The organism is Streptomyces sp. NPDC051909 (genome assembly GCF_040681095.1).
Taxonomy (GTDB): domain Bacteria; phylum Actinomycetota; class Actinomycetes; order Streptomycetales; family Streptomycetaceae; genus Streptomyces.
On the sequence record NZ_JBFAYA010000023.1, the window covers coordinates 1 to 15,258 of the forward strand.

Below are 15,258 nucleotides of genomic sequence, written 5' to 3' on the forward strand. Positions count from 1 at the left end.
ACCGTCAGGTGTTGTGCTTCTTGCGGAATGGCTGTCCGGGGCCGACCGGGGTCGGTACTCACGTCGGACAACTCGGAGAACACTACGGATCGGGGGACGCGGTGTCAACTTCCCGATGACGAAGGGGCCGGCCCCAGGGGAACCGGCCCTTCTGACCTGCACGGTCACACGTTGAAGCGGAACTCCACCACGTCGCCGTCCTGCATCACGTACTCCTTGCCCTCCATGCGGGCCTTGCCCTTCGCGCGGGCCTCGGCGACCGAGCCGGCCTCCAGGAGGTCGGCGAAGGAGATGACCTCGGCCTTGATGAAGCCCTTCTGGAAGTCGGTGTGGATCACACCGGCGGCCTCGGGGGCCGTCGCGCCCTGGGGGATGGTCCAGGCGCGGGCCTCCTTGGGGCCGGCCGTCAGGTAGGTCTGGAGGCCGAGGGTGGCGAAGCCGACGCGGGCGAGGGTGGCCAGGCCGGGCTCCTCGGCGCCGACGGACTCCAGGAGCTCCAGGGCGTCCACCTCGTCGAGCTCGGCGAGGTCCGCCTCCAGCTTGGCGTTGAGGAAGATCGCCTCGGCAGGGGCCACCAGGGCGCGCTGCTCGTCCTTGAAGGCGTCGTCCGTCAGCTCGTCCTCGTCGACGTTGAAGACGTAGAGGAAGGGCTTGGTGGTCAGCAGGTGGAGGTCGTGGAGGAGCTCCGCCTTCTCCGAGCCCTGGACGATGCCCTGCGAGAAGAGGGTGTCGCCGCGCTCCAGGATCTCCTTCGCCGCCTCGACGGCCGCGACCTTCGGGCCCACGTCCTTCTTGATCCGCGACTCCTTGGCCAGGCGCGGGAGGACCTTCTCGATGGTCTGGAGGTCGGCGAGGATCAGCTCGGTGTTGATCGTCTCGATGTCGTCCTTCGGCGAGACCTTGCCGTCGACGTGCACGACGTTCTCGTCCTTGAAGGCGCGGATGACCTGGCAGATCGCGTCCGACTCACGGATGTTCGCGAGGAACTTGTTGCCCAGGCCCTCGCCCTCGCTCGCGCCGCGCACGATGCCGGCGATGTCGACGAAGTCGACCGTCGCCGGGAGCAGGCGCTGCGAGCCGAAGATGTCGGCGAGCTGCTGCAGGCGCGGGTCCGGGACGCCGACGACGCCGACGTTGGGCTCGATCGTGGCGAACGGGTAGTTGGCCGCCAGCACGTCGTTCTTGGTCAGGGCGTTGAAAAGGGTCGACTTGCCGACATTCGGCAGGCCGACGATTCCGATCGTGAGCGACACGGTGGCGACTTCCCTAGGAGGAGTGGAGGTGGGGCGATCCCCCAGTTTACGGGGCGCGCCCCCGGGTCCCGCCGCTCGCACCGAGTCGTCACCCGGGCCGTGATCGAGGCGGGCCGACCCGGCCAGGACGGCCCTCTTCGCGCCAAGGTCACCCAAAGGGCGTGTCCCGTACCGGGTTCCCGGCCCGTTCCGACCTACGTTGGTCAGGTGGAGCAGCACAAGACACGCAAGCCGCAGCCCCGCCGACCCGCCGCGGGTCGGCCGCAGGGCCCCGTGACGCCGCCCGGGGCGCTGGTCGAGGGTGCCGCGGTGTACCGCGTGGCCGCCCGGCCCCGGCCCGGGCGGCCGCGGGTGGAGCGGCCGGAACCGCCCGTCGTGACGGCGCTGCGCAGACTGCCCAATCCCCGTCTCACCGGGCTCGGCGCCGGGCTCTTCGCGTCCGCCGTGATGCTGGTGATCGGCTTCCTGGACTGGCTGATCCTCGACGGCTCCCCGGTCGCCTTCGGGCTGCTGTTCCTGCCGGTCAGTGCGCTGACGGCGCTGTGGGTCCGGACCGCCGACCTGGTCACCGCGCCGATCAGCGTGCCGATCGCGTTCGCCGTGGGCGTGGTGCCCATCTCCGGCGGTACGGGCGGGGTCGGCGGACAGGCGATGGCCCTGGTCACGGCGCTCGCCGTGCACGCCGGGTGGCTGTACGGCGGCACTCTGGTCGCCGGTGTCATCGCGAGCGTACGCAAGGTGCGGGACATGGGGCGCCGTCAGCGGGCCGCCGCGGCGACCGGCGGCGGCAAGCCCGTACGCCCCGTGCGCCGGCCCGCTCCCGAGCGCGGCTAGCAGAGCCGGGAAGAGCGCCCGGCGCCTGGACCTTCAGACCTTCGCCGCCATCGCCGCGCCGACGATCCCCGCGTTGTTCTGCAGCTCCGCCGGGACGATCTCGGCGCGGATGCCCTCGATCAGCGGCAGGAACTTGTCCGCCTTGCGGCTCACGCCGCCGCCGATGATGAAGAGCTCCGGAGAGAACAGCATCTCCACGTGCGCCAGGTACTTCTGCAGTCGCCGGGTCGCCCAGTGCTCCCAGCTCAGGTCCTCGTCCTCACGGGCCTTCGACGAGGCGCGCTTCTCGGCGTCGTGGCCCTTGAGCTCCAGGTGGCCCAGTTCGGTGTTGGGGACCAGGGTGCCGTCGACGAAGAGGGCGGAGCCGATGCCGGTGCCGAGGGTCAGCAGGATGACGGTGCCCCTCCGGCCGCGCCCGGCGCCGAAGGTCATCTCGGCGATGCCGGCCGCGTCGGCGTCGTTGAGGACGGTCACCGGCAGCCCGCCGAGGCGGTCGCCGAGCAGTCTGCCGGCGTCGACGCCGATCCAGCGCTTGTCGACGTTGGCGGCGGTACGGATCGTGGAGCCGGTGACGACGCCCGGGAAGGTGACACCGATCGGGCCGGACCAGCCGAAGTGCTCGACCACCTCGACGACGCGGCCCGCGACGTCGTCGGGCGTCGCGGGCTGCGGGGTCAGTACCTTGTGGCGCTCCTGCGCGAGGTCGCCGCGGTCCAGGTCCACGGGCGCGCCCTTGATGCCCGATCCGCCGATGTCCACTCCGAAGACGTTCATGGACCCAACGTTACGGGCTGATCACACAGGCCACTCCTCGACGAGCACTACTCCTTGACGAGGGCTTCCGCCTTGGCCCGCAGGTCGTGGTCGCGCAGTTCCTTCGGGAGGGAGAAGGTCAGCGACTCGTCGGCCGTCTTGACGAGCTCGACGTCCATGTATCCGCGCACGGACAGCCACTCCAGGACCTCCTGCACGAGGACGTCCGGCACCGAGGCGCCCGAGGAGAGGCCGACGCTGGTGACGCCGTCCAGCCAGGCCTCGTCGATCTCGTCGGCGAAGTCGACCAGGTACGCGGCGGGGGCGCCGGCCTGCTTGGCGACGTCGACCATGCGCTGCGAGTTGGAGGAGTTCTTGGAGCCGACGACGATGACCAGCTCGGCCTGGCCGGCGAGCTCCTTGATGGCGGTCTGACGGTTCTGCGTGGCGTAGCAGATGTCGTCGGACGGCGGGGAGATCAGCTCCGGGAACTTCTCCTTGAGCGCGTCGACCGTCTCCATGGTCTCGTCGACCGACAGCGTGGTCTGGGAGAGCCAGACGACGCGGGACGGGTCGCGGACCTCGACCTTGGCGACGTCCTCGGGGCCGTCGACGAGCTGGATGTGGTCGGGGGCCTCGCCGGAGGTGCCGATGACCTCCTCGTGGCCCTCGTGGCCGATGAGGAGGATGTCGAAGTCCTCCTTGGCGAACCGCACGGCCTCCTTGTGGACCTTGGTGACCAGCGGGCAGGTGGCGTCGATGGTCTTCAGACGGCCCTCGCGGGCCTCCTCGTGCACGGTCGGGGCGACGCCGTGGGCGGAGAACATCACGATGTTGCCCGGCGGCACCTCGGTCGCCTGGTCGACGAAGATCGCGCCCTTCCGCTCCAGGGTCTGCACGACGTACTTGTTGTGGACGATCTCGTGCCGGACGTAGATCGGGGCGCCGTACTGTTCGAGGGCCTTCTCCACGGCGATCACGGCACGGTCCACGCCCGCGCAGTAGCCGCGGGGAGCGGCGAGCAGGACACGCTTCGGGCGGTTGGCGGCGGGCGTCGCAGTCATGTTCCCCATCGTAAGGCCGCGCGGGTGGCTGTCTGATCGGCGTCCGGTCGGGGTTCCGGTCAGGGTTCCGGTCGGACTTCCGGTCAGGGTCCGGTAGGGGTCCGGTCGGCGTTTCGATCAGCGGTTCGGCTCGTGGCGTGGCCGAGACTGACGCCATGGCTGAGGAATCCCGGGTGCCGGGCGGCGAGGAACCAGCGGACCGCGGCGGGGCGCCCGACCACGAGGGACTTCGACGGAGTCTGGGTTTTCGCGACCTCGTGGTCTACGGACTTCTCTTCATCGCCCCGATGGCGCCGGTCGGCATCTTCGGCACGCTCGACGCCAAGTCGCACGGCGCGGTCGCACTCGTGTACGTGGTGGCCACGGTCGCCATGGGGTTCACCGCCCTCAGTTACGCGCAGATGGTGCGGGTCGCGCCGCGGGCCGGCTCGGTCTTCACGTACGCCCGTACGGCGCTGGGCGAGGGCCCCGGTTTCGTGGCCGGCTGGATGGCGCTGCTCGACTACCTGCTCATCCCGGCGGTGGCGTATCTCTTCGCGGGCATCGCGATGGAGGCGCTGGTCCCCGAGGTGGACCGCTGGGTGTGGACGGGTACGGCGGTGGTGGTGACGACCCTGCTGAACCTGTGGGGGGTGCGGGCGGCCGCCCGGGTCGGCTTCGCGGTGCTCGCGATGGAGATCGTGGTGCTGCTGGTCTTCGTGGTCTCGGCGATCGTCGTGCTCGTACGGGACGGGGCCGAGCGGGACTGGTGGTCGCCGCTCACCGGCGACGGCGGCTTCTCGGTGGCGGCGGTCGTGGGCGCGGTGTCGGTGGCGGTGCTCTCGTATCTCGGCTTCGACGCGATCGCCGCCTTCGCCGAGGAGGTGACCGGCGGGTCGTCGAAGGTGGCCCGGGCGGTGCTGTTCTGTCTGGTGCTCGCGGGCGTGCTGTTCGTGGCGCAGACCTGGCTGGTGGCGCTGCTCGAACCGGTCTCCTCGGCGGAGCTGGCCGTCGAGCCGGCGCGGCAGGGTTCGGCCTTCTACGACGCGGTGGACGCGTCCGTGGGCGGCTGGCTGCACGACCTGGTGGCGGTGTCGAAGGCGATCGGCGCGGCCTTCGCGGCGCTCGCCGGGCAGGCGGCGGGCGGGCGGCTCCTGTTCGCGATGGGCCGCGACCGGCGCCTGCCGCATGTCCTGGCCCGCACCGACTCGGGCGTTCCGCGGGTGGCGCTGCTCGTCTCGGCGACGGTCACGATGATCGCGGCGGTGTGGGCGGCCCGTCAGGACGACGGCCTCGACCACCTGGTCTCGGTGGTCGACATCGGCGCCCTGACCGCCTTCGTGCTGCTCCACGCGAGCGTGGTGAGCTGGTTCGCGGTACGCCGCATGGCGGGCCCGCCCCGCTGGCTGCCGCACGTGGTGGCGCCGGTCCTGGGCGCGGCCATCCTGATCGCGGTGATCGTGGAGACCTCGCCCTCGGCGCAGGTGGTGGGCGTGATCTGGTTCGGCATCGGCCTGGTGGTGCTCGCGGTGCAGGGGGCGCGGCAGCCGATGCCGTGAGGTGGGATGGGGTGGGGTGAGGTGGGGGGCGGGGCGGGGGCAAGGCCCGGCTCCACACCACGCCGCGCCGCGCCGCGCCCGTCAGAGTGCCCCCGCACGGCGGGCTTCCGGTGTCCGACCCTCCCGTTACGCTCGGTGCATGGGTCTGAACACGTCAGCGGAAGCGCCGCTCCCCGTCGGTGAGGTGTCCCGGCTGATCGGGGGGTGGATCGACCGGTTGGGGGCGATCTGGGTCGAGGGGCAGATCACGCAGTTGTCGCGGCGTCCGGGGGCCGGGGTGGTGTTTCTGACGCTGCGGGATCCCTCGTACGACATCTCGATCAACGTCACCTGCTATCGGCAGGTCTTCGACGCCGTCGCCGATGTCGTCTCCGAGGGCGCCCGGGTGGTCGTGCACGCGAAGCCGGAGTGGTACGCGCCGCGGGGGCAGCTGTCGTTGCGGGCCGCGGAGATACGGCCGGTCGGGATCGGTGAGCTGCTCGCGCGGCTGGAGATGCTGAAGCGGACGCTGGCCGCGGAGGGGCTGTTCGCGCCCGACCGGAAGAAGCCGGTGCCGTTTCTGCCGCAGCTGATCGGCCTGGTCTGCGGCCGGGCGTCGGCGGCCGAGCGGGACGTCCTTGAGAACGCGCGGCGCCGCTGGCCGGCCGTCCGGTTCGAGGTGCGGAACGTGGCGGTGCAGGGCGTGAAGGCCGTGCCGCAGGTGATCCAGGCGGTGCGGGAGCTGGACGCGCACGCGGGCGTGGACGTGATCGTCGTGGCCCGGGGCGGCGGCAGCGTCGAGGACCTGCTGCCGTTCTCGGACGAGCAGTTGATCCGGGCGGTGGCCGAGTGCCGTACGCCGGTGGTGTCGGCGATCGGCCACGAGCCGGACTCGCCGCTGCTCGACCTGGTCGCGGACCTGCGGGCCTCCACGCCCACCGACGCCGCCAAGAAGGTGGTGCCGGACGTGGGCGAGGAGCTGGACCGGGTGCGCGGGATGCGGGACCGGGCGCTGCGCGCGGTGCGGGGGCTCCTGGAGCGCGAGGAGCGCGGGCTCGCGCACGCGCTGGCCCGGCCGGTCATGGAGCATCCGCAGCGGATGGTCGAGGTCCGCGAGGACGAACTCGACGCGCTGCTGGCCCGCAGCCGCCGCACCTTCGGGCATCTGCTCGACCGGGCCGATTCGGAGCTTTCGCACACCCGGGCCCGGGTCCGCGCACTGTCCCCGGCGGCCACGATGGAGCGCGGTTACGCGGTGCTCCAGCGGGCCGACGGCTCGGTGGTGCGGGATCCGGCGGAGGTGGCGGCGGACGAGGAGCTGCGGGCCCGGGTGGCGGCCGGCGAGTTCACCGTCCGGCGCGTGGACGGCTGACGGCCCACACGAGCACTCGCTGCACGGGCACTGGCTGCACGGGCGCCCGCCGTACGAGCAGTCGCCGTACGAGCGCTCACTTCCGGCCCCTATCGGCCCCGTATCCGGCCGAAATCATCCGATGAACAAGACGACCTGACAGACGAAGGTGGCACCCATGGCAGCGCGCAACGGCGCGGAAGAGACTGCGACCGCACTCGGCTACGAGCAGGCGCGTGACGAACTGATCGAGGTCGTCCGGCGCCTGGAGGCGGGCGGCACGACCCTGGAGGAGTCGCTGGCGCTCTGGGAGCGCGGCGAGGAGCTGGCGAAGGTGTGCCGGCACTGGCTCGAAGGGGCCCGGGCCCGGCTCGACGCCTCGCTGGCGGCGGAGCGCGCCGAGGGCGAGGGCGGCGGCAGGGAGGCGGCGTCCGGCGGGGAGTGACGGCCCGGTCGGTGTCCCCCGAGGTCGCGTACACTCGGATCCGTGAAGCGGATCACTATCCGGTTGAGGTAGTTGAAACTTCACCTACTCCGGGCGTACTGTCGAGACATCGCTCGAACCCCGACGGGCGAACCCCTTGCAGTCCGGAAGGTATGCAGCATGTCTCTCGCTCTTGACCCCGCCGCCCAGGACCTCCTCTTCCGCGAGGCCCGCACTGCCAACACGTTCACCGACGAGCCGGTGACCGACGAGCAGGTCCAGGCGATCTACGACCTGGTCAAGTTCGGCCCCACCGCTTTCAACCAGAGCCCGCTGCGCATCACCCTGGTCCGCTCCCCCGAGGCCCGCGAGCGCCTGGTGAAGCACATGGCCGAGGGCAACCAGGCCAAGACCGCCACCGCCCCGCTGGTCGCGATCCTCTCCGCCGACAACGAGTTCCACGAGGAGCTCCCGGCCCTGTTCCCGCACTTCCCGCAGGCCAAGGACATGTTCTTCGCCGAGCGCCCGGTCCGTGAGGGCTCCGCGCAGCTGAACGCCGCCCTCCAGGCCGCGTACTTCATCGTGGGCATCCGCGCCGCCGGCCTGGCCGCGGGCCCGATGACCGGTCTCGACTTCGCCGGCGTCCAGAAGGAGTTCCTGGACGACGACCACACCCCGCTGATGGTCATCAACATCGGCAAGCCGGGCGAGGACGCCTGGTTCCCGCGCTCCCCGCGTCTCGCCTTCGACGAGGTCATCACCACCGTCTGATCCGAGCCCTCGGACGCACGGACACACAGACAGGCGGAAGGGCCCCGGTGCATCGCACCGGGGCCCTTCCTGTCACGCCGTCTCGCCCCGTGTCGCGCTCAGACCTTCTGCGACTGCAGCGCGCCCGCCATCTGCGCCAGCCGGTCGAACGAGGCCGTGCCCGTCACGACCGTCGTCGCGCCACCCTCGGAGCGCACCAGGGCGTCGTACTTCGGACCCTCCCAGAGCTGCCACTCGCGGCCGGCCACCGTCCGGGTCTTCCCGGTGTTCCTGGCCTCCAGGGTCACCTTGGGCACGTACTTCGCCGGCGCCTCGGTGGACTGCTGGACCGCCACGTACTGGGTGTCCGGGTCGAGGAAGCCGAGCCGCCAGGCGTCGTGCTCCTCGCGCTTGTACGAGACGACCGTCGCCTTCCAGTCGTCGCCGAGGCCCTGGGGGGCCAGCACCGGGTACGGCGCCGCCCGCTGGGCCGTCAGCAGCTCGACCCGGTAGTCCTTCGCCTGGACCGGGGTCGCCTGCTCGTCGTGCGGGATGAAGAGATACATCACGCCCGCGGCGACCATGATCACCGCGAGGGACTGGAACATCCCGCGTACCGTCTGCCTGCCTCGCATACCTGCCACGCCCCATATGGTCGCATCAAGGGTTCGTGCTCATACGTGGGCCCCTCTGCTCAATTTGTCGACCTGACGATAGAGTCCTAAGCACCCTCCCTATTTCCGGCCGTCGCCGTACAGAAAGGTGCGCTCCGATGACCGAGCACCACTTGTTGCCGCCCGAGCTCGAGGTTTCGCCCGAGGCTCCCGACCGCAACCTCGCCCTGGAACTGGTCCGCGTGACCGAGGCGGCCGCGATGGCCGCGGGCCGCTGGGTCGGCCGGGGCGACAAGATCGGCGCCGACGGCGCGGCCGTGAACGCCATGCGGACCCTGATCTCCACCGTCTCGATGAACGGCGTGGTCGTCATCGGCGAGGGCGAGAAGGACGAGGCCCCGATGCTCTTCAACGGAGAGCGCGTGGGCGACGGCACCGGCGCCGAGGTCGACATCGCGGTCGACCCGATCGACGGCACCACCCTGAACGCCAAGGGCATGCCGAACGCCATCGCCGTCCTGGCCGCCGCCGACCGCGGCTCGATGTTCGACCCGTCCGCGGTCTTCTACATGGACAAGCTGGTCACCGGCCCCGAGGCCGCCGACTTCGTCGACATCAACGCGCCCGTCTCGGTGAACATCCGCCGGGTCGCCAAGGCCAAGGGGATGAACGCCGAGGACGTCACCGTCGTCATCCTGGACCGCCCGCGCCACGAGGGCATCGTCAAGGAGATCCGCGAGACCGGCGCCCGGATCAAGTTCATCTCGGACGGCGACGTGGCCGGCTCGATCATGGCCGCCCGCGAGGGCACCGGCGTCGACCTGCTGATGGGCATCGGCGGCACGCCCGAGGGCATCATCTCGGCCTGCGCCATAAAGTGCCTGGGCGGTGTGATCCAGGGCAAGCTGTGGCCCAAGGACGACGCCGAGCGGCAGAAGGCCCTGGACGCCGGGCACGACCTGGACCGGGTGCTCTCCACCAACGACCTGGTCTCCGGCGACAACGTCTTCTTCGTCGCCACCGGCATCACCGACGGCGAGCTGCTGCGCGGCGTGCGCTACCGCTCGGAGACCGCGACCACCCAGTCGCTGGTGATGCGCTCGAAGTCCGGCACGATCCGCCAGATCGACTCGACGCACCGGCTCGCGAAGCTGCGCGCCTACAGCAAGATCGACTTCGACCGGGCCAAGTAGCCCCGCGCCGGTCTGCCGGTGCGGCGGTACGAAGAGGGGCGCCCCCATGTGCGGTGGGGGCGCCCCTTCCCGTACGGACGCGGAAAGCCGTCCCGTCGGCCGGTCCCGATATCGGTCCCGCCGGCGGTCCCGTCAGCCGGCCTGGGCGATCCGCTCGGCCCGCTCGGCGGCGGCGGCCTTGCGCAGCTCGACCTCGCGGCGGCGGCGCCGGGCGAGCGCGACACGGCGCTCGGCGGCGGTGAGCCCGCCCCACACTCCGTACGGCTCGGGCTGGAGCAGCGCGTGCTCGCGGCACTCGACCATCACGGGGCAGCGGGCACAGACCCGCTTGGCGGCCTCCTCCCGGGAGAGCCGGGCGGCGGTCGGCTCCTTGGAGGGGGCGAAGAAGAGTCCGGCCTCGTCCCTCCGGCACACCGCCTCCGTGTGCCAGGGACCGGCCTCGTCCTCCCGAGCGGGGATCCGCTGGGGCGGCACGGCGGCGGCGACCCGGAGGGGCTGATGCGGCGTGTGCAGCACGGTCTACTCCTGACGACGGCTTCCGCGGGCAAGCGAGCGACGATGCACGAGCCCTACCCGCTGTGCGCGCGCCTATGCACTGCGTGCCGCGGCGTTCCGCAGCGCGGACACCGGAGGGCGAAATCCGGTCACCGCCGGGACCACCGCGCGGAGCGGAACGCGGGCGTCAGTGGCCGAGGTGCTTGCGCAGCTTGTCCTGAACGAGGTTCTGCAGGTCGGTGACCCACTTGCCGCGCTTGGGACGGGCCTCGACGTTGCCGAAGACCGAGTAGCCGTTGACCACCACGACCGGGGCCTGCGGGTCGGCGCCCTCCAGGGTCACCACCTCGAAGTTGCCGAAGATGCCGGTGCCGCTGCCGCGCAGCGTCACGTTCTCCGGGACGCGGACCTCGACGTTGCCGAAGATCGACGTGGCGTTGATGGTGGTGAGGCGCTGGGCGAAGATCGCCTCGGTCAGGTCGATCTCGATGCTGCCGAACAGCGAGAAGGCGTTGGTGCGGCGGCCGACCCGCCAGCGGCCCTTGCGGGTGGAGGAGGAGAAGACCGCGATCAGGTTGTCCGTGGGGCCGCCGGGCTCCTCGGGGCCGTACAGCGCGGCGGACTCCGGGGCCCGGCCGGTGCGGGCCGCGGGCAGGTCCCGCACGATCGGCTCCAGCTCGCCGACCGTCTTGGCCCGGTAGACGGCGTCGATCCGCTCCGAGTGCTCCTCGGCGTCGAGCCGGCCCTCCGCCAGGGCGTCCCGGAGGATGTCCGCGATCCGGTCCCGGTCGGCGTCGGAGGCGCGCAGGGACCCCTGTGGATCGGCGTAGTCGGGCCGGGCCGCCGGGGTGGCCGCCGGGGTGGCCGCCGGGGCGGGGGCCGGCGCGGGCTCGGCAGGGGCGACCGGCTGCTGGGGCTGCTTTTCGAGGTCCACGACCTCAGCCTAGCGAAACGCGATAGATCGCGACTAGGGGGATCCCCCGTGTCCTGTGGACAACTCTCGTGAACCGGCCACCGGGGGTGGCGGGTCGGGCCGGCGGCGAGAGACCGTCCCTCCGCACGCGCCCCCGCGCGCAGGCGACGAACACGCCATTCCGGCGGGGTCCCGCCGCCTAGTGAGCCTTACCTCACAGGATCGGGGCCGCGCCCGCGTCTTACGCTGGAGGGCGCGCCCGCCAACGGAGGCGGCGCGCTGCTGTCGCCGAGTGAGGAATGGCTGCCCCCATGCCAGAGTTTGCGTACTCCGATCTGCTCCCGCTGGGAGAGGACACCACGCCCTACCGCCTGGTGACCTCCGAAGGTGTCTCCACCTTCGAGGCCGACGGCCGTACGTTCCTCAAGGTCGAGCCGGAGGCGCTGCGCAAGCTGGCCGCCGAGGCGATCCACGACATCCAGCACTATCTGCGCCCGGCCCACCTGGCACAGCTGCGGCGGATCATCGACGACCCGGAGGCGTCGAGCAACGACAAGTTCGTGGCGCTCGACCTCCTCAAGAACGCGAACATCGCCGCCGCGGGCGTCCTGCCCATGTGTCAGGACACCGGCACCGCGATCGTCATGGGCAAGCGCGGCCAGAACGTGCTGACCCGGGGGCGCGACGAGGAGGCCCTGTCCAAGGGCATCTACGACGCCTACACCAAGCTGAACCTGCGCTACTCGCAGATGGCTCCCGTCACCATGTGGGAGGAGAAGAACACCGGCTCGAACCTGCCCGCGCAGATCGAGCTGTACACGACCGACGGCGGCGCGTACAAGTTCCTCTTCATGGCGAAGGGCGGCGGCTCCGCCAACAAGTCGTACCTCTACCAGGAGACCAAGGCGGTCCTGAACGAGGCCTCCATGATGAAGTTCTTGGAGGAGAAGATCCGCTCGCTCGGTACGGCGGCCTGCCCGCCGTACCACCTGGCGATCGTGGTCGGCGGCACCAGCGCCGAGTTCGCGCTGAAGACCGCGAAGTACGCCTCCGCGCACTACCTGGACGAGCTGCCCACCGAGGGCGACGCCGCCACCGGCCACGGCTTCCGTGACAAGGAGCTGGAGGAGAAGGTCTTCGAGCTGACGCAGAGGATCGGCATCGGCGCGCAGTTCGGCGGCAAGTACTTCTGCCACGACGTCCGCGTCGTCCGTCTCCCCCGGCACGGCGCCTCGCTGCCCGTGGCGATCGCGGTGTCCTGCTCGGCGGACCGCCAGGCCGTCGCGAAGATCACCGCCGAGGGCGTCTTCCTGGAGCAGCTGGAGACGGACCCGGCGCGCTTCCTGCCGGAGACCGAGGACTCCCACCTGGACGCGGGCGAGGTCGTGCGGATCGACCTGAACCAGCCGATGGACGAGATCCTGGCCGAGCTCACCAAGTACCCGGTGAAGACCCGTCTCTCGCTGACCGGCCCGCTGGTCGTGGCGCGCGACATCGCGCACGCCAAGATCAAGGAGCGCCTGGACGCGGGCGAGGAGATGCCGCAGTACCTGAAGGACCACCCGGTGTACTACGCGGGCCCGGCGAAGACGCCCGAGGGTTACGCCTCCGGTTCCTTCGGCCCGACGACGGCCGGCCGCATGGACTCCTACGTGGAGCAGTTCCAGGCGGCGGGCGGCTCCAAGGTCATGCTGGCCAAGGGCAACCGCAGCAACCAGGTCACGGACGCGTGCGGCACGCACGGCGGCTTCTACCTGGGCTCGATCGGCGGCCCGGCGGCGCGTCTCGCGCAGGACTGCATCAAGAAGGTCGAGGTCGTCGAGTACGCGGAGCTCGGCATGGAGGCGGTCTGGAAGATCGAGGTCGAGGACTTCCCGGCGTTCATCGTGGTGGACGACAAGGGCAACGACTTCTTCCAGAACCCGGCCCCGGAGCCGACGTTCACGCACATCCCGGTGCGCCAGGGCTCCCAGCTGTCGTAACCCCGGGTAGCACCTCGCGGCGCCCCCGGTCCTCCGCGGACCGGGGGCGCCGTCGCATCCCGCTTCATGTCCCGCTACGAAAGTCGCTACCGACTGGTAGTCATTCGGCCACCTACTGGTCAGTATGGGTCGCGAGCATGTCAACCACTGAGCCGGTCGACCACTCGGGAGCCCCCCATGCCCTCCGCCAAGGCCAAGGCAACTGCCGCCACCACCCTCACCCTGAGCGCCGTCCTGGTCCTCGGCGCCGCGCCCAGCGCGTCCGCCGCCGACCCGGACACCCACCACACCTCCACCGCCGCGATCCAGGACGTCGACTACACGACCTGGCGCAAGGACGTGGCGGCCGTGGTCGCGCAGGCGAAGCCGTACATCGAGGAGCGCACCGAGGACTCCGACGGCGAGCAGCAGGCCATCGTCCTCGACATCGACAACAGCTCCCTGGAGACGGACTTCCACCCCTTCTGGGAGCTGCCGACCCCGGCCATCCCCGAGGTCCGCGAGCTGGTGGCGGACGCGAAGGACCGTGGCGTCTCCGTCTTCTTCGTGACCGCCCGGCCGGGGATCATCCACTCCCTGACCGACTGGAACCTCAAGCAGGCCGGCTACCCGGTCGACGGTCTGTACGTGCGCTCGCTGCCCGACCTGTTCTCCGAGGTCAGCGCGTACAAGACGGCCAAGCGCGCGGAGATCGAGAGCAAGGGCTACACGATCATCGCGAACATCGGCAACAACACCACCGACCTGGTCGGCGGCCACGCCGAGCGCACCTTCAAGCTGCCGGACTACGGCGGCAAGCTGTCGTAGCCCGAGGACCGGCCGGTCCTAACGGGTGAGGTGGAACTCCATCCGCTCGTAATCCCCGTCAGGGGTCACCCGGATGAAGCCGTGCGCGTTCTTGAAGTCGCCGGTGCCCCCGGTGACGGCGAGGTCGAAGGCGGACGGCGCCTGGTCCGAGACGTCGAACGTCGTGAGCGCCTGGGCGGTGAGCTGGCCGCCCGGGCCGCCGTTCAGCACGAACGTGCCGACGCAGTTCGCGTCGGACTGCTCCCCGGAGGTGCGCACCACCGCGCAGATGACGCCGTCCCGGCCGACCTTGTCGCCGCCCTTGGTCTTGTACAGGTCGTCGGCGAAGGTGAAGGTGTCGCCGACCGCGGGCGGCGGGCCGCTCTCGTCGGCTCCGGGCGCGGGGACCTCCTTGGCGTACAGCGTGAACTCGAGGGCGTCGCCGTTGTCGGCCGGCGCCGAGGCCGAGGCCGGCAGCGGGGCTGCGGTGACGAGGGCTACGGCCGCGACCGCACCGGCGCCGAACGCGCCGATCCTTCTGAAGCTGCGCATGTCCTGCCTCCTGCGGTGAGGGATCTCCCCGAGGCCCGCCCACCATTGTCCGACCGCCGTCGAGGGCCCGCACCCGGTCGGCGATGATGAGCGCATGCCAGAAAGATCAGTGACACGAGCGACGCGTACGGCGGTTCCCGTCGCCCTGCTGGCCGCGGGCCTGCTGCTCAGCGGCTGCGGTACGGGGCAGGGGCCCGCCGCCGCGCCGGCGAAACCCTCGGCGCCGGCGAAGGCCGCGGAGCCCGCGAAGTCCACGGCGCCCGCGAAGGAGGCCACCGCCGCCCCGGCCGGCTCGCTCGGCGGGCCCGGCACGGCCTGTGCCCTGCCGTTCTCCTTCTCGCTCGCCGAGGACTGGCAGCCGAAGGCGATCGAGAACCCGGAGGACCCGGAGTTCGCCGCGCTCACCCGGCAGGGTCCGGCCACGGTGCGCTGCGAGGTGGACGCCAAGCCCGCCGGGCACATCGGCTACCTGCGGGTGTGGACCGCCCCCAAGGGCCTGGCGCGCCCCACCCTGGAGGCCTTCGTGACGGCGGAGAAGGGTTCGCGCAAGGCCGTCTACGCGGACACGAAGGCGGGCTCGCTGCCCGCCGTCCAGGTGGTGTACGAGGTGCACAGCGAGCTGATGGACGAGACGAAGACCGAGCGCGCCTTCGCCGTCGAGACCGCGGACGGCAAGGTCGTCATCGTCCACCTCGGCGGCCTCGACACCGAGGAGCACCAGGCGATGCGCCCCGCGTACGAGCTGGCGAGGTCCACTCTCACGGCCTCGTGAACGGG

16 protein-coding genes are annotated in these 15,258 nt (G+C 71.1%); 9 read left to right on the forward strand and 7 right to left on the reverse strand.

From position 1 onward, the window contains the following. Positions 1–164: 164 nt before the first annotated feature. Positions 165–1,253, reverse strand: coding sequence for a redox-regulated ATPase YchF (gene ychF / locus AB0M18_RS29005; RefSeq protein ID WP_365763111.1), 1,089 nt, complete (start codon positions 1,251–1,253; stop codon positions 165–167). Between the two features lie 351 nt (positions 1,254–1,604). Between ychF and AB0M18_RS29010 the strand changes: the two genes are divergently transcribed. Further along, on the forward strand, positions 1,605–2,087 hold the full coding sequence (locus tag AB0M18_RS29010) for a DUF6542 domain-containing protein (RefSeq protein WP_365763289.1): 483 nt from the start codon (positions 1,605–1,607) through the stop codon (positions 2,085–2,087). Between the two features lie 33 nt (positions 2,088–2,120). Here AB0M18_RS29010 and ppgK read toward each other — a convergent pair whose 3' ends face one another. Together ppgK and AB0M18_RS29020 are read right to left on the reverse strand one after the other, a co-directional pair. Next, positions 2,121–2,861, reverse strand: coding sequence for a polyphosphate--glucose phosphotransferase (gene ppgK, locus AB0M18_RS29015; RefSeq protein ID WP_365763113.1), 741 nt, complete (start codon positions 2,859–2,861; stop codon positions 2,121–2,123). Between the two features lie 47 nt (positions 2,862–2,908). Then, positions 2,909–3,913, reverse strand: coding sequence for a 4-hydroxy-3-methylbut-2-enyl diphosphate reductase (locus tag AB0M18_RS29020; protein WP_365763115.1), 1,005 nt, complete (start codon positions 3,911–3,913; stop codon positions 2,909–2,911). Positions 3,914–4,059: 146 nt separating this feature from the next. On the opposite strand from AB0M18_RS29020, the gene AB0M18_RS29025 reads away from it, so the two are divergent. The 4 genes from AB0M18_RS29025 to AB0M18_RS29040 all read left to right on the forward strand — a co-directional run bounded on the left by AB0M18_RS29025 (position 4,060) and on the right by AB0M18_RS29040 (position 7,967). Next, positions 4,060–5,442 (forward strand): APC family permease, encoded by a 1,383-nt coding sequence (locus AB0M18_RS29025; protein ID WP_365763117.1) that lies wholly within the window; start codon positions 4,060–4,062, stop codon positions 5,440–5,442. 139 nt (positions 5,443–5,581) lie between these two features. Beyond that, positions 5,582–6,793, forward strand: a complete 1,212-nt coding sequence (gene xseA / locus AB0M18_RS29030) for an exodeoxyribonuclease VII large subunit (protein ID WP_365763119.1) — start codon at positions 5,582–5,584, stop codon at positions 6,791–6,793. Between the two features lie 157 nt (positions 6,794–6,950). After that, a complete protein-coding gene (locus AB0M18_RS29035; protein ID WP_365763121.1) occupies positions 6,951–7,217 on the forward strand; it encodes an exodeoxyribonuclease VII small subunit in 267 nt (88 codons plus the stop codon). A gap of 159 nt (positions 7,218–7,376) precedes the next feature. Next, positions 7,377–7,967 carry a malonic semialdehyde reductase gene (locus AB0M18_RS29040; RefSeq protein WP_365763123.1) on the forward strand — a complete coding sequence of 197 codons (591 nt, stop codon included), beginning with the start codon at positions 7,377–7,379 and terminating at the stop codon, positions 7,965–7,967. Positions 7,968–8,065: 98 nt separating this feature from the next. On the opposite strand, the gene AB0M18_RS29045 is transcribed toward AB0M18_RS29040, so the two are convergent. Further along, a complete protein-coding gene (locus tag AB0M18_RS29045) occupies positions 8,066–8,581 on the reverse strand; it encodes a DUF4245 domain-containing protein (protein WP_365763291.1) in 516 nt (171 codons plus the stop codon). Positions 8,582–8,718: 137 nt separating this feature from the next. Between AB0M18_RS29045 and glpX the strand changes: the two genes are divergently transcribed. Beyond that, positions 8,719–9,753, forward strand: coding sequence for a class II fructose-bisphosphatase (glpX, locus tag AB0M18_RS29050; RefSeq protein WP_265868768.1), 1,035 nt, complete (start codon positions 8,719–8,721; stop codon positions 9,751–9,753). 132 nt (positions 9,754–9,885) lie between these two features. On the opposite strand, the gene AB0M18_RS29055 is transcribed toward glpX, so the two are convergent. Both AB0M18_RS29055 and AB0M18_RS29060 read right to left on the reverse strand, forming a co-directional pair. After that, entirely contained in the window at positions 9,886–10,269 is a 384-nt protein-coding gene (locus AB0M18_RS29055; RefSeq protein WP_365763125.1) for a WhiB family transcriptional regulator, read from the reverse strand. A 166-nt stretch (positions 10,270–10,435) separates the two neighbouring features. Continuing rightward, entirely contained in the window at positions 10,436–11,182 is a 747-nt protein-coding gene (locus AB0M18_RS29060) for a DUF1707 domain-containing protein (RefSeq protein ID WP_365763127.1), read from the reverse strand. 290 nt (positions 11,183–11,472) lie between these two features. Here AB0M18_RS29060 and AB0M18_RS29065 point away from each other — a divergent pair, with 290 nt between their 5' ends. Further along, positions 11,473–13,143: a fumarate hydratase gene (locus AB0M18_RS29065; protein ID WP_365763129.1), complete on the forward strand. Its 1,671-nt coding sequence runs from the start codon at positions 11,473–11,475 to the stop codon at positions 13,141–13,143. 177 nt (positions 13,144–13,320) lie between these two features. Next, positions 13,321–13,950: an HAD family acid phosphatase gene (locus AB0M18_RS29070; protein WP_365763131.1), complete on the forward strand. Its 630-nt coding sequence runs from the start codon at positions 13,321–13,323 to the stop codon at positions 13,948–13,950. A gap of 18 nt (positions 13,951–13,968) precedes the next feature. On the opposite strand, the gene AB0M18_RS29075 is transcribed toward AB0M18_RS29070, so the two are convergent. Next, a complete protein-coding gene (locus tag AB0M18_RS29075) occupies positions 13,969–14,481 on the reverse strand; it encodes a hypothetical protein (protein WP_365763133.1) in 513 nt (170 codons plus the stop codon). A gap of 94 nt (positions 14,482–14,575) precedes the next feature. Between AB0M18_RS29075 and AB0M18_RS29080 the strand changes: the two genes are divergently transcribed. Next, positions 14,576–15,253, forward strand: coding sequence for a lipoprotein (locus AB0M18_RS29080; RefSeq protein WP_365763135.1), 678 nt, complete (start codon positions 14,576–14,578; stop codon positions 15,251–15,253). The last annotated feature ends 5 nt before the right edge of the window (positions 15,254–15,258 follow it).